Genomic DNA, 14,053 nt, shown 5'->3' on the forward strand with positions numbered 1-14,053 from the left:
ACAGTCAGTTTCGTTGGAATCCCTTGCCGCGGCTGGCGTCTCGCCATCTCGAGCACCAAAGCAACGGGATTCTAACCGGTTCGCTCGTGTCTACGAAAACCCTTTCTTGCTGCGGTTTGTAGGCAAATTCCAGCGCTGAAAAAACCCGCAACCAGTTGTCAGAGTCCGCACGGAACACCAGGAGGATCGATGTCGAATCGGTCTTTCACCACATGTCGGGATGCGGGCAATGCGCGTAGGGCTGCGCGCGCGAATCTGTTCAGGCCGGCATCTTCTGCTTCGTCGTCCGCCCGCTGACCAATCGGGAATTCGCATCATTGCGGAACATCATCGGCTGCTCGTCAGGACCGCGTTTCGATGCGGCCTGCCATACGACGTTGATCACCTTCTCGTGCATTGGCGACTTGTCGCAGATCGGGTCCGTGTTGGCTGGGTCGCCGGTCAGCAAATACGCCTGGCAGCGGCACCCGCCTCCATCGATCAACTTCTCCTCGCAACTCCTGCACGGCTCCTTCATCCATTCAACGCCGCGGAAACGGTTGAATGCGTCACTCTCGTACCAGATATCCTCGATCGGCACTTCCTTCACGTTCGGAAACGTCAGACCCGGTAATGAGCGCGCCGTGTGGCACGGTAGCGCGGCCCCATCGGGCGCGACGCCGAGAAACACCGCGCCCCAGCCGTTCATGCAGCGCTTAGGCCGCTTTTCGAAATAGTCCGATATCACAAAATAGATCTTGCATTGGCCACCAATCTCGCTGCGATACCGTTCCACAACCGCTTCGGCATCGCGCAGCTGTTCAGCAGTCGGCATCAGTTGCGCACGGTTGATGTGCGCCCAGCCGTAGTACTGCGTGTTTGCCAGTTCAAGGTATTCGGCACCCATCGCGAGCGCCATGTCGATGATCTTGTCCAGGTGCGGCAGGTTGTAGCGGTGCAGCACGCAGTTGAGCACCATCGGAAAGCCGTGCGCCTTAATCGACCTGGCTACTCGATTCTTCAGATCGAAGGTGCGCGTGCTACTGAGGAAGTCGTTGAGTTCCTTCGTGGAATCCTGGAACGACAACTGGATGTGATCGAGGCCGGCTTCTTTCAATTTGGCGAGACGCTTGTCCGTGAGTCCGATGCCTGAGGTGATGAGGTTCGTATAGAAGCCCAGCTTACGCGCTTCGCCGACCAGCACCTCAAGGTCATCTCGCACGAGCGGTTCTCCGCCCGAGAAGCCCAGTTGTGCTGCGCCGAGCGCACGCGCTTGCCTGAACACGCCGAGCCACTCATCAGTGGTCAGTTCGTTGTTGTGATCGGCGTAGTTCACAGGGTTGTAGCAGAACGCGCAATGCAGCGGGCAGCGGTACGTGAGTTCCGCGAGCAGCCAAAGCGGCGGCGCAATCCTAGCGGTGTCGCTCATGTTAGTGACTCCAGCCAGCCGCGCCGCTCGGCTTCCGCGACGAACAAACGTACTTCGTCGCCCAGATCGGGCGTATCGAAGACCTTTTTAAGCTCATCAATAAGCGTCTCGATGTCACGCGTGCCGTCGCAACGCTTGACGATTTCTCCGGCGCTCTGGTTCAGCTTTACCATGCCTTCGGGGTAAAGCAGCACGTGCGCATTCTGCACCGGTTCCCACTGCAACCGGAAGATGGGTTTGAGCTTGAGCACAGTCATTGGGGAAACGCCTTTTCGATCGCATCGAGCATCGACCACAGGATGTCGAGCTTGAACTGTAGGATATCCAGCGCGCGTTCCTGCTGCTCGCGGGTCTTGAAGTAATCGAGTGTGACCTCGAGCCCGTGCTCGACGTCGCGTTGCGCCAGCGATATGCGCGAGCGGAAATAGCTCAGCCCATCGCCTTCGATCCACGGATAGCACGAAGGCCAGGTCGCAAGACGGTCTTTGTGGATCTGCGGCGCGAAGATCTCGGTGAGCGACGAGCACACCGCCTCCTGCCATGGCGCGCGGCGCGCGAAGTTGATGTAGGCGTCGACAGCGAATTTCACCCCGGGTGTCACGTGTTTCAGCGACCAGAGTTCATCGCGCGAGAGGCCGACCGCATCTCCCAGGCGAGCCCAGATTTCAATGCCGCCTTCGTCGTTGCCATAACCGTCGTGATCGAGGATACGCAGCACCCAGCGCCGGCGCGTCTCGCGATCGGGGCAATTCGACATCACGGCTGCATCCTTGAGCGGGATGTTGATCTGGTAGTAGAAGCGATTGGCGACCCAGCCGCGAATCTGCTCGCGCGAGCAGCCACCGGCGTTCATCTTCACGTTGAACGGATGATGGATGTGATACGCGGTGCCCTTGGCGCGAAGCTGCGCTTCAAATTCGTCGCGAGTCCACGCAGTCTTTTGCTCGGTCACATGCTTCCCCAGAGTCGCGTTCATAGTTCAAAGGCCATACCGTCGAAGGCGACTTCAATGCCGTGCCCGTCCAGGATGCGTCGCTCGGGGCCGTCTTCGATCAGGATCGGATTGGTGTTGTTGATATGGATGAGCACCTTGCGCACACCCGTTCGCTTCATCGAACCGAGCACTTCGATCATGCCGCCCGGACCGGTTTGCGCGAGATGTCCCATGTCGGCGCCCGTCTTCTTCGACAGTCCTAGCTCGATCATCTCGCTCTGCGTCCAGAGCGTGCCGTCGACAAGCAGCAGGTCCGCACCGCACATCGCTTCGAGCACGTGCGGTTCGAGCGCGCCAAGGCCGGGGGCATAGAAGGCTTTCTTGCCAGATGCTTCGTCGATGAACGTCAGGCCGATGTTGTCGCCACGCTGAGGCGCCGCGCGATGCGGCGAATATGGCGGTGCTTTGCTCGAGAGCGGCAACGCTTCAATACGTATGCCTGGCAACGCGGGAATCGCGAATGACGATCCATCCACCGCAATTCGATGCCGCTCGACACCGCAATAATGTTCAAGTATCGAGAGGACTGGAAAGCCGGTACTTAAGTCGTGCAACACGGAGTCTGTGACATAGAGCGGCAGTGGGGTATCGCGTTCGCGCAGCATCAGCAGGCCGGTGACGTGATCGATCTGCGCGTCCATCGTCAAAACGGCGGCGATGCCGCTGTCGCGCGCGCGTCGCGCCGGCTGCAATTCGGGATGCGCTGCAATCTGCGCGAGCAGGTCCGGCGACGCATTCACGAGCAGCCAGTCCACGCCGTTCGCGCTCACGGCAATCGAGGACTGCGTGCGTCTCTTCGCGTTCACGGTCCCCCGCCGCACGCCGTCGCAATTGCGGCAATTACAATTCCATTGCGGGAAACCGCCGCCTGCGGACGAGCCTAACACCTTCAATTTCATTCGAAACCTTCGATCATTCCGACACCGGGCCAGCCGGGAACTCGTGCCGTCGTCCCGACCATGTCGTGGGGCGAAATCTGGCGCAAAAGAAAATCCTCTTTACTAATCGACAGGTGAGCGGACACGACAAGCATTGAATTCGGCATTTCTTGGACTAATTTGCCCGAGGTGGCGTAATCATGCCCGCCGCCCCGAGCGGCCATCAATTTAAATTAACGCGTCGCAACGTACATTGTGATTTCAAAACCAAGACGCATGTCGGTAAAAGATGGGGTAGTCCAATTCATGAGAAGCACTCCTTAGTGAATGTCATGGAAAAAGCCAGTTACTCGGAAAGCAAAGCCGTCCGAATCTTTAGTCTACGCTCCGGGGCGAGAATATCAATACCCGCGTAATGAATTAAAACCAGTTTCAGATAAAACAATTCCCCAATCATGCGATCCGCTTTCAATATAAAACAAACGCATACCGCGTCATTAAAACCCGTCGACTAGTAGACAGGCTTTGGGTTATTTGTCGCGGGGGCACACCACATTGGCATCCACGTCCCCGTCGCCGAAGAACGCGCCGTCCGTTCCAATCTGCCCGCCCGTCGGCATTGCCTTCACGCCCGCGGGCAGTGGTGGGTTGTTTGCGGCCCAGCTTATGGCATAACCGTCATCGTAAATTGCGTGGTAGGTCTGCGAGCCGCGCGTAAACGCCAAGGTTTTCTTGTTCATATCCACCGCAATCTTGTCCCCATTCGGGCAAGTTTGCGTAAAGACATGCGGGTCGGCCGCGGCATGGGCCAGCGGTGAAATCGAAAGTACAGCGATCGACCAACAGCCTGCACGGACGGCAGTCGCTTTCATCTTCATTGTCGTCTCCGATTCGTTTCGGCCTCGCGCGCTGCGCGTCCGGCCGTAATTTATGCGTCTCGAATCCCGCGAATCACGCGGGAGCTAATGGACTTATTTCAGGCTGTTGAAGTACGCGGCGAGATTGGCAATCTCCATGTCGCTAAGCGGCTTGGCGATTACCGACATTGTTTCGTTTTGCCGTGCACCCGAACGGAAATCCTTCAGTTGTTGAGCCAGATAGTCGTCGTCCTGTCCCGCCAGATTCGGTGTCTGCGGAACGACAGCGTGCCCGTCCGGTCCGTGGCAGGCCGCACACTGCGCCGCGCGGGTCTTTCCGGCGGCAAGGTCGGCCGCCATGCTGCCCGACGCGGCACAGGCCGACACCGCGGACAGGGTCAAAGTCAGAAGAATCTTTCGCACACTCACCCCTTACTTGCCTACGTACGAAATGCGGTAAACCGCGCTCGCGAAATCGTCCGATACGAGCAGGGAACCGTCCCTCATCGGCTCTACGTCCACCGGACGGCCTTTATATTGGCCATCGGGGGTGAGCCAGCCCGAAGCGAAGACCTCAATGCCCGCGGCCGTGCCGTCACTCTTCAAATGCGTATACATGATGCGGGCGCCAAGCGGATGTTTGCGGACCCACGAGCCGTGCTCCGCGTCGAAAATTCCGCCCACATATTTCTTGGGGAACGACGAGCCTTCGTAAAACGACATGCCGAGATCGGCCGCGTGCGGAGGCAGGTTGACCTGCGGGAAGATCACCCCGGCGGGTGGCGTCTTGTTTTGGTACTCGACGGTACGATCGTGGCTTCCGCCGTAGAACGGATAGCCGAAGTCCTCGCCCGCCTTGGTGGCACGATTGAGTTCGCCGGGCGGACGGTCGTCGCCGAGCGTGTCCGTCTGGTTGTCCGTGAACCAGAGCGTCTTGTCCTTCGGATTGAAGTCGAGCCCAACTGAATTGCGAATGCCGTGCGCGTAGATCTCGCGACCGCTGCCGTCCTGGTTGTAGCGCACGATCGCGCCCATGCCTTCCTTGTAGTAGGCTTCGTATTTCTCGGGCGGCAACACGTTGTAGTGCTGACCGACAGCCACGTACAGTTTGCCGTTCGGCCCGACACGGCACACCCGCGCCCCGTGGTTGTAGGCTTCGTCACCGACTGGGATCAACTGACCTTGCGGCACCACTTCCTTCTGGATTGGCGCGGCGCTGCCCGGATTGCCGAACGACAGGATCCGGTTGAGTTCGACGACGAACAGGGTTCCATCAGGTGCAAAGCAGACGCCGTTGGGGTCCTTGAAACCCGAAGCTGGGGAAAACTCTGTGACTTGGCTCACCTTGCCGTTGCCGTCATCATGTAAGACCCAGACCGCATTCTTGCGCGTGCCGATATACGCGGTGCCGGTCGTCGGGTCGACGGCAATGGAGCGCGCCCCTGGCACCATGGCATACAACTCGATCTTGAATCCGGGTGGCATCTTGATGTTCTTCAGATTCTGCTGTAGCGCTGCCGCAGCCTGCGGATCCTGCGGAAAGGTGCGCGGTGCGCCTTGCGCCCATACGCCGCTCGATGCCGCATAGGCCAATACTCCTGCTGCAAAGATTGTTTTCTTGAAGCCTCGATGCATTTGCGTCCTCTATTCTTCGAAAGTTATGACGCGAACTCGAACAGGCAACGTCGAATCCGCAGGAGCGCACGGCATCACCGTGCATACCGTGAACCATGGAGGCCGCGCTGCGAGCGCTATCCCTGCCCCCGGAATTTTGTATCCGTCAGAAAATGACATATCTTAGTTATGCTAAACAGGTGATACGGAAACGTTTGCGCTCGGAAGTAGGGACGGGCTCTCCGGATGTGCGCAAACACACGCTCCGGAAAGAATCCCGTCGTACCCGCTTATTTTTCCGCGATGCGGTGATTTGACATTAGTTCCACAGCCTGGCACAAAGCCGAGTGATCCAGTTTGCTTTTACCGTTCGCCGCACAGGTGTTCATCAATTCCTGCGCGGACGCGGTGTGGGGAAGCGCCAAACCCAGCGCTCTTGCTCCCTGCAATGCAAGATTCAAATCCTTCTGGTGCAGTTCGATGCGAAAGCCCGGATCGAACGTGCGCTTGATCATGCGTTCACCGTGAACCTCGAGGATTCTCGAAGCCGCGAAGCCACCCATCAACGCCTGCCGCACCTTGGAAGGGTCCGCGCCCGCCTTCGATGCGAATAGCAGGGCTTCCGACACGGCCTGTATGTTCAACGCAACGATGATCTGGTTGGCCACTTTGGTCGTTTGACCATCGCCGTTTTCGCCTACCAGCGTAATGTTTTTGCCCATCAATTCGAAGAAGGGCTTTACCGCTTCGAACGTGTCTTTGGGACCGCCGACCATGATTGTGAGTGTTCCCGCCTTTGCACCCACTTCGCCGCCGGACACCGGCGCGTCGAGGTATTTCGAACCCAGCGCGTTGATCTTCGCCGCGAACTCCTTTGTTGCCATCGGCGAGATCGAACTCATGTCGATCACGACCTGGCCTTTGCCGAGGCCGCTCGCCACGCCGTTCTCGGCGAACAGCACCTGTTCGACGTCGGGCGTATCCGGCACCATGATGAAGACAAATGCCGACTGTTCGGCCACTTCCCTCGCCGACGCGCATTGCGTCGCACCGCCTTCGATCAGCGCCGCAGGCACGGAACGGCGTCCATGCACGAACAACTGATGACCGCCGCGCAGCAGGTTCTCCGCCATCGGCGCGCCCATGATGCCTGGTCCAATAAACCCTAACTTTGCCATGATGTCCTCTTAGCCTGACCGTTACTGGAGTACTTGGGGGTTGATGCAGTTGAGCGGCGCTTCGCCATTGAGGACGCGGATCACGTTGTCAGCGGCAATCTTGCCCATCGCGAGCCGTGTCTGAGCAGTTGCGGACGCGATATGCGGAACGATCACCACGTTATCGAGCTCCGCAAGCCCAGGCGCGAGCTTGGGCTCATCCTCGAACACGTCGAGACCCGCGCCCCAGATCACCTTCTCTCTCAACGCCGCGACAAGCGCCTTTTCATCGACGAGCGGTCCCCGCGCCGCATTGATCAGAACCGCTGTCGGCTTCATCGCGGCCAATTCGGCCGCACCGATGTAGTGATGCGTCTCGGAGAGGAGCGGCAGATGCAGCGACAGATAGTCCGACTCGCGCAAGAGCGTCGCCTTGTCGACGAAACGCGCGTTGTACTGCCGCTCGAATTCCGTGTTCGGCTTGGCGTCGGTATAGATGATGTTCATGTCAAACGCTGCCGCCTTGCGCGCAAACCGCTGGCCGATGCGGCCAAGCCCGGCGATGCCGAGCGTCATGTTGTCGACGTCCTGGCCGATGAATGCCATCGGCGCCCAGCCTTGCCATTTGCCCGCGCGAACATAGCGCTCCGACTCCGAGATGCGCCGAGCGGTTGCTAGCAGCAAGGCCCATGCGTGGGTCGCGGTAGCGTCGTCCAGCACGCCAGGCGTGTTCGTCAAGATCACTCCGCGCGTGGTCGCCGCAGAGAGATCGAAGTTATTGAATCCCACCGCATAATTCGCGACGATCCGGCATTGCGCACCGGCCGCGTCGAGCACGGCGCCGTCGATGGTGTCAGTCAGCAGACTGATGATCGCATTTCGTCCGCGTACCGCTTGCAGCAGTTCTTCCCTGGTGAGCGCCCGGTCGTGCGGGTTGACCTCCACGTCGTAATGTTCCCGCAGGGTATCGATAGTTTGCTGTGGGATCATGCGCGTGACGTAGATGCTGGACTTTGCCATTCGTAGTACTCCTGTATATGGATTGGCGCGGTTAGGTAGATTGCGTCGACAGCTGAATGAAGCCGGTGCCGACGCCCGCCAGCAGTTGATCTTCTGCGGGAGCGAGACCGCTAATCCCGAGCGCGCCGATCACGCCCGGCGTGCCGTCTTCGAGCAGTGCGCCGCCCGGAAGCGCGGTCAGCAATGCGTCGCAGAAATAGCCTATGGCGATGTCCTCGCGCCGCAGACGTTCGAGAAAAGCCGTGGTCGTGACACCCATGCGCGCGGCCGTATAAGCTTTCTGCTGCGACAGCGCAATGCTGCGCAGCGGCGCGCCGTCGGCACGGGCGAATGCAATGAGAAGCCCGTTCGCGTCGCAGACAGCGGCGCACACGGGCTTGCCGAAACGTGTCTTCGCTTCCGCGAGACAATGATGGAGAACACGTTGCGCGAGTTCGAGATCCAGTTCCACTACTGCCATCGGTTCCTCAAGGTTAGTGTGGGTTAGCGATTTACAGTTGGTTGCGGGTTTTCCACGACGGGCGGCGCTAGAGGTTGGCTTACCGCGGCCCGTCCGGGTTCTTGCGCCTTCTGCTTGATCCGACGATGGACAATCGCGGTCAGAATGGGCGTGAGGATCGCAGTCACGATCACGGACGCAGCGACCTGGATCGTTGCGATGGGCGCAATGGCGGCATACGACGGATCGGCGAGCGCCACAGCCTGCGGCGTGCCGGCCGCATTCCCGGCCGTGCTCGACGCAGCCGCGCCAGCGATGCCCGAGCCCCCCAGTAAGCGATCGGCCGTGATGCAGACCAGGCCAGTGATGACCACTACCGCGATCCCCAGCAGAATGCCGGGCAGGCCCGCGATGGCAATGGCCTTGAGGTTGATACCCTCGCCAAGTGTGAAGGCCATGAATGGGACGATGATCGGCTCGTGTCTTCCGAAGAACTCGCGCAGTTCATCATCAAGATTGCCGAGAATCGCGCCGGCGGCGATCGGAGCGACCACCGAGACCATCGTCAGCCACGGAATCACAGCGAGTCCAGCGCCGACCAGCACCAGCATCGTAACGAAGGGACCCGTCTCGATGCTTTGCGCGACGTACGTTCCGGCATCTTCCTTGGTACCAAACGTGCTCGTGAGAGCGAGGAACATGCCGCCGTTGGTGTCGTTCATCGCCGCGAGCAACGCAAGCGTTGTCAGGCCGAGGAAGTTTCCATGGAAAAGATGCGCCACGCCGAGCGCTAGCGCCACCGCAATACCCACCTTGGCGAACAGGATGCCGAGCCCGCGTTTTAGCATCTTCGGCGCCGCTCGCAAGGTCATCTTGGTGCCGGCCGTAAAGAGATACATGGCCAAGATCGTCGGATAGCCCGCGTTGGTGAGGGCCTGGGTAAAGCCGCCGATCTTCAGTGCATTCGGTGCGAACGTGTTTAACAACATGCCGAGGAAAAGCGGCACAACCATCAAACCGCCTGGCACGCGATTTACAGCTTGATAGATTCTCACTGTCGTCTCCTGCTGAACCTTGTCTGGCCGTCCCCGGGCAGCAAATGTTTCGCTCAAACGATACAGCTTGTAATTTTTAGACCGAGCTTGAAACGGGCCGTGTTGACTGTCCGTCTACTTGGTTTTTAATCATGTTATATGAAGACTTAACTAATAAGGGGCTGAGGTAAACCCTGAAACCCGTAGTAAATTATTTCTCGGGGACCGAAGGCTTACACAATGTCGGCTTGGGTGAAAACAGCAAAAAGGACGCAGATATGACGATGAAAGTCACCTCGTTGACCGCGCAGGTCGCTGAGTTTCTTCAGGACGCGATTTCTTCCGGCGTCTACCCCGTCGGCACGAAACTGCCATCGGGGAAGGTGCTCGGTCAGATGTATGGCGTCAGTCAGGCAGTCATACGGGAAGTGACAGAGCGTCTGCGCTCGAAAGGTCTAATCGACAGCCGACAGGGATCAGGCTGCATCGTAAAGGCGCGCACGGATGTCAATGGATTCAGAGTCCTAAATACCATGGGTGCCGACCGTTCGGAGCTTTCAAGCGTGTTCGAACTGCGGCTTGACCTGGAAGGGGCCGCGGCCGCGCTGGCGGCAGTACGCCGCACCGATGAAGACCTCGCCAGGCTCTCGGGCATTCTCACGACGCTGGGCGAGAATCTTCACGACCTTGAGGCCGGCGTGGAACTGGACCTGGAATTTCACACGGCCATCGCGGTCGCCACGCACAATCCGTACTACGGAACCTTGCTCAAATACCTCAACCTGCAATTGCGCCACGCTGTGCACGCCGCACGTTTTAACGCGCTGACGCATGAGCCTCTGCCGCAAACGGTCCAGAGTGAGCACCTGGCAGTGTTCGAGGCAATCAAAACGCGGGACGCGAGCGGCGCACGCGCTGCAATAATGCTGCATTTGCAGCGCGCCGCATGTCACCTCGAACTGGACATTCCCGGACGCGATAGGGACACGGGCATGCTTGAGGCGAAGACGCAGAGCAAGCGCCGGAAACGCAAAGGGTCCGTGGATTGAGTCGGCCGCAACGATATGAATTGTCCTTTCCAGTACCAATCTCGCTTGGGTATCGGAGAAGACCAGGGAATGCGCGGTATCGGCCCTAAGAGAAAGCGAGCAACGTGTGAAATTCAGGTGCTGTGGCATGAGCGGTCGCCCGACCAAAGTTGACCCAACGGCGCCACGATAAGCGGAAAATATGCGGGTTTCCTCGCAACAAACACTCACACTGCTAGGTCGATTCCTATAAAAGTGGGCCGTTGCAAGCCGCGCGGTTTTTCTACACGCCTGAGGTGCATGCCACCTGTGTCTCCATCAATCCACCCAAGCTAAGCCGGTTGTGATGTGATGGACGACTCCCGCTAAAAACTGAGGCCGGGTGACTTATGAAGCGATTCGTTGAAGGCGATGACAGCAAGCAGATTGCACTACTTCCCGAATGCGTCGATGACTACATCGGACAGGATAACCCAGTAAGGATCGTAGACGTCTTTGTGGGAGAACTGGACCTCACGACCCTCGGTTTCAACGGCACCACACCCGCAATCACGGGCCGGCCGTCCTACCATCCGGGCGCAATGCTCAAGATCTATATCTACGGCTATCTGAACCAGATACCATCGAGTCGGCGTCTGGAACGCGAATGTCAGTGCAACGTCGAGATGATGTGGCTGACGGAACGCCTAGCGCCGGACTTTAAGACGATCGCAGACTTTCGTCGCGACAACGGTCCAGCCATTCGCAACGTATGCCGGGGTTTCGTCGAATTGTGTCGCGGGCTGAAGCTGTTATCCGGCGACATGGTGGCCATCGACGGCAGCAAGCTCGAGGCTGCGAACAGCCGTGACAGGAACTAGACGGCAGGCAAGATCGACAAGCTTCAGCAGCAGATTGAGGAAAGCGTTCAGCGATATCTCGATGCGATTGAACCGCCGACCGGACCAGTCCGACAGGTTTCGATGTGAAGACCGTGCGCCTGTACGAGAAGATCGCCAGCTTGCGCCAGAAGATGCAGGAACTCGGACAGGTCAAGCGGCAGTTACAGCAGCAACCGGACAGACAGCTATCGATGACGGATCCCGACGCACGGTCCATGGCAACAAGCGGAAGACGCTCCGGAATGGTGGGCTATACCGTACAGGCCGCCGTCGACGCGAAGCACCACCTGATTGTCGAACACGAGATACGCGGTCGAGCGCAAGAAAATCGAAGAGGTCGTAGTTCTTGCCGTTCGAGACGAACTTGACCTGCGAGAGTTGCCGCGGCGCTTCAGGCAGCGGCGAGACGGTGTTGCCACGGGCGATGTGGCCCACGGGACGATCGTGGCGTGTCGACGAGACGTACCTGAAGATTCGCGGCAAGTGGGTCTACCTTTATCGAGCGGTGGATCGGGCGGGGAAAACCGTGGATTTCATGCTCAGCGCCAGGCGCGATGTGGCCGCGGCCCAAGCCTTTTTCAGGAAGGCCATCAAACATCAGGGCCAGCCGCCGGAAACGATCACGCTCGACGGCTATGCAGCCTCGCACCGCGCCGTGCCCGAGATGAAGACCGACGGCTTGCTGCCCGAGGATACGAAGGTTCGAACCTCGAAGTATTTTAATAATCTCATCGAGCAGGATCATCGCAACGTCAAGTCCAGAACGAACGTCATGCTCGGCTTCAAACGCTTCAGGAACGCCGCGATCATTCTGGCAGGCATTGATTTGATGCATCGCATTCGCAAAGGACAATTCAACCTCGTGAAGCTAAGCCTCAAAGATACCGCTGCGCCCGCTGTGTGGGATGCCGTCCTGTCGGTTCGATACGATATACTTAGCTATACGAAACACATCGACCGGGCCGCCTATTTGCACCAGAGCCAGCGGTGCGACCCAGTCGTCCGCAGTCAACGTGTCGGCAACCACCACGAGGGTGGCGGCAATCCATTGCACTGTTTTCATTTTCGCTTTCCCAAAGTCCACCTGAACGCTTCGATTGTATGAACGGCGCGCGCTGGTAACCCCCGAACACTTGTAATCAACTGTAAGTGGTGTGATCTCGTAGCCACGAATCAGGCGTCGATTCCCGGGCCGATTGCGACAATCCAGGCAGATTGGCTCCGAACCAGATGCGTCTGGTGCCCGTTCGCAAAGTATGGAAGTAATCGCGGCGGATCGGCCAGTTTGAGACAGCGGCGCGCTGCATGGAAATGGCACCGGTGAGCTTCGCTACTGGACCGTGTTCTTGACAGGATAGTCAGGCCTCGAAGAAGTCACCATATCTGCTAAGTACGGCACGTGCGCCGCATGACATCCGCCAGATCATCGAGCGACAGCGGCTTGGTCAAATGGCAGTCAAATACCCGCTCGTCGGTCTGAAATTTACCGGCAGCCTCGGTGTAGCCGGTCAGTGCAATCATTTTCGTCAGCGAGCACCGAGCCCGAAGGCGAAGCAGTTGCGCACAGCCATGTCGGGCATGCTGATATCAATCAGGGCAATGACGGGGGTGAATGACTCCACTATCGAAAGCGCTTCAACTCCACTTTGTGCCCGCTTTACCTCGTGACCTTCGAGTTCCAGCAAGGTGCCCATCCGCCTTGCCTGACGTCTGGAACGATTCGAACAGCCGTGACTGCAACGATTTCGCGATCCCTGGCCCAGTATCAGTCACACAGACATGCGGCTCATCGACCGTCACAATGAGCGTCATGTCTGGATAAGGCTTGAAGTAGTAGAGAGCATTCTTGAGGAGATTGAACAGGACGAACATGAACAGCGTTTCGTCACCGTGGAAACTGAAATCTTCAACAACCGACAGCGTCACTATGCCTCGCTCTCCTTCCCTCTCGTACGCATATTCAGCGAGCGCTTTCTGTACGACTTCGGCTGCGTGAATGCACGTGAATCTGCTCGTATCGATGGTTTTGACATTGACCTCTTCCAGTTTCATTGCGATAACCTGTAAGCCACGCTGGACCGCAAGCTGCCCCTGTGACAGTTGGGCATACAGGTCTTCGATCTGCTTTCGCGAAAGGGTCTGCGCGACGTCGTCCGTTGTGGGCTCGGGCAGTGCCCGGCTTGCCAAGTCCAGACTGTACTGAATCCGGCCGAGTGGGTTGCGCATTTCGTGGGCGATCGAACCTGCAAGCGCCATCGCGCCTCGCAGCTTCGCGTCCTGCAACTGCCGTTCCGAAAACTTGAACAGACTTCCGCCGACCACTACCAGAATAAAGGTTGGCAACCTCGCGACATAATCCGCTGGAAACGAGGGATGCACCGTTGTCGCTACGTAAAGCGCCACCCCAAGGCCGGTACCCACACACAGCATGACAATCGTGTTGCGCCAGTCTGTCAGCAGCACAAGAAAAAATACCGCCATGAAGCTGTCGGCAATGAAAACGACATTTCCATGATTTTTCAGTGACATGAATATATGAAAAAACGGCAGACAATAAAGCACCACGACGTATGAACAGTCGATGTAATACTTTCTCAACCGCGAAGGCCAGTAGTTCGACAGTGCCATCACCGCGCAGGAAACCGATGCGATCAGTCTGATCGTGAGATTCTCATACGGCTGGCTACCAGTTTCGACTCGCACTTCACCAGGTTCGTCGCTGGGGCTCTGATGTGATGGACGA

The 14,053-nt window shown here is 58.2% G+C and carries 15 protein-coding genes and 2 pseudogenes; 3 read left to right on the top strand and 14 right to left on the bottom strand.

Going from position 1 to position 14,053, the window contains the following annotated elements:
• Positions 1 to 259 precede the first annotated feature (259 nt).
• From pqqE to P0D89_RS46425, 12 genes are all read right to left on the bottom strand, one after another.
• Entirely contained in the window at positions 260 to 1,408 is a 1,149-nt protein-coding gene (pqqE, locus tag P0D89_RS46370; RefSeq protein ID WP_408368852.1) for a pyrroloquinoline quinone biosynthesis protein PqqE, read from the bottom strand.
• Positions 1,405 to 1,665: a pyrroloquinoline quinone biosynthesis peptide chaperone PqqD gene (gene pqqD, locus P0D89_RS46375; RefSeq protein WP_408368854.1), complete on the bottom strand. Its 261-nt coding sequence runs from the start codon at positions 1,663 to 1,665 to the stop codon at positions 1,405 to 1,407. The genes pqqE and pqqD overlap by 4 nt, the downstream gene beginning before the upstream one ends.
• Complete coding sequence (pqqC, locus tag P0D89_RS46380; RefSeq protein WP_408378801.1) at positions 1,662 to 2,384, bottom strand: pyrroloquinoline-quinone synthase PqqC; 723 nt, start codon at positions 2,382 to 2,384, stop codon at positions 1,662 to 1,664. The genes pqqD and pqqC overlap by 4 nt, the downstream gene beginning before the upstream one ends.
• Complete coding sequence (pqqB, locus tag P0D89_RS46385) at positions 2,381 to 3,301, bottom strand: pyrroloquinoline quinone biosynthesis protein PqqB (protein ID WP_408368858.1); 921 nt, start codon at positions 3,299 to 3,301, stop codon at positions 2,381 to 2,383. Before pqqB ends, pqqC begins: the two co-directional genes overlap by 4 nt.
• A gap of 212 nt (positions 3,302 to 3,513) precedes the next feature.
• Positions 3,514 to 3,588, bottom strand: coding sequence for a pyrroloquinoline quinone precursor peptide PqqA (gene pqqA / locus P0D89_RS46390; RefSeq protein ID WP_408368880.1), 75 nt, complete (start codon positions 3,586 to 3,588; stop codon positions 3,514 to 3,516).
• 222 nt (positions 3,589 to 3,810) lie between these two features.
• Entirely contained in the window at positions 3,811 to 4,158 is a 348-nt protein-coding gene (locus tag P0D89_RS46395; protein WP_408368860.1) for a hypothetical protein, read from the bottom strand.
• Positions 4,159 to 4,251: 93 nt separating this feature from the next.
• A complete protein-coding gene (locus P0D89_RS46400; RefSeq protein ID WP_408368862.1) occupies positions 4,252 to 4,560 on the bottom strand; it encodes a c-type cytochrome in 309 nt (102 codons plus the stop codon).
• A 9-nt stretch (positions 4,561 to 4,569) separates the two neighbouring features.
• Positions 4,570 to 5,772, bottom strand: coding sequence for a PQQ-dependent sugar dehydrogenase (locus tag P0D89_RS46405; RefSeq protein ID WP_408368864.1), 1,203 nt, complete (start codon positions 5,770 to 5,772; stop codon positions 4,570 to 4,572).
• Between the two features lie 269 nt (positions 5,773 to 6,041).
• Positions 6,042 to 6,929: a 2-hydroxy-3-oxopropionate reductase gene (gene glxR, locus P0D89_RS46410; RefSeq protein WP_408368866.1), complete on the bottom strand. Its 888-nt coding sequence runs from the start codon at positions 6,927 to 6,929 to the stop codon at positions 6,042 to 6,044.
• Positions 6,930 to 6,950: 21 nt separating this feature from the next.
• A complete protein-coding gene (locus P0D89_RS46415) occupies positions 6,951 to 7,928 on the bottom strand; it encodes a 2-hydroxyacid dehydrogenase (RefSeq protein WP_408368868.1) in 978 nt (325 codons plus the stop codon).
• 31 nt (positions 7,929 to 7,959) lie between these two features.
• The gene (locus P0D89_RS46420; RefSeq protein WP_408368870.1) at positions 7,960 to 8,388 is read right to left on the bottom strand and encodes a GlcG/HbpS family heme-binding protein; all 429 of its coding nucleotides are present in this window, start codon (positions 8,386 to 8,388) and stop codon (positions 7,960 to 7,962) included.
• Between the two features lie 23 nt (positions 8,389 to 8,411).
• A complete protein-coding gene (locus P0D89_RS46425; protein WP_408368872.1) occupies positions 8,412 to 9,422 on the bottom strand; it encodes a 2-keto-3-deoxygluconate permease in 1,011 nt (336 codons plus the stop codon).
• A 257-nt stretch (positions 9,423 to 9,679) separates the two neighbouring features.
• On the opposite strand from P0D89_RS46425, the gene P0D89_RS46430 reads away from it, so the two are divergent.
• The 3 genes and pseudogenes from P0D89_RS46430 to P0D89_RS46440 all read left to right on the top strand — a co-directional run.
• Complete coding sequence (locus tag P0D89_RS46430) at positions 9,680 to 10,450, top strand: FadR/GntR family transcriptional regulator (protein ID WP_408368874.1); 771 nt, start codon at positions 9,680 to 9,682, stop codon at positions 10,448 to 10,450.
• Between the two features lie 368 nt (positions 10,451 to 10,818).
• Positions 10,819 to 11,618, top strand: a pseudogene (locus tag P0D89_RS46435) (transposase); the annotation flags it as partial.
• A gap of 128 nt (positions 11,619 to 11,746) precedes the next feature.
• A pseudogene (locus P0D89_RS46440) lies at positions 11,747 to 12,166 on the top strand (IS6 family transposase); the annotation flags it as partial.
• 530 nt (positions 12,167 to 12,696) lie between these two features.
• Here P0D89_RS46440 and P0D89_RS46445 read toward each other — a convergent pair.
• Positions 12,697 to 12,831, bottom strand: coding sequence for a response regulator (locus tag P0D89_RS46445; protein WP_408368876.1), 135 nt, complete (start codon positions 12,829 to 12,831; stop codon positions 12,697 to 12,699).
• A 114-nt stretch (positions 12,832 to 12,945) separates the two neighbouring features.
• Positions 12,946 to 14,053, bottom strand: a 1,108-nt coding sequence (locus P0D89_RS46450) for a sensor histidine kinase (RefSeq protein WP_408368878.1), incomplete at its 5' end; no start/stop codon positions are given.

The organism is Paraburkholderia sp. RL18-085-BIA-A (assembly GCF_046027075.1).
In the GTDB taxonomy this organism is placed as follows: Bacteria; Pseudomonadota; Gammaproteobacteria; order Burkholderiales; family Burkholderiaceae; genus Paraburkholderia.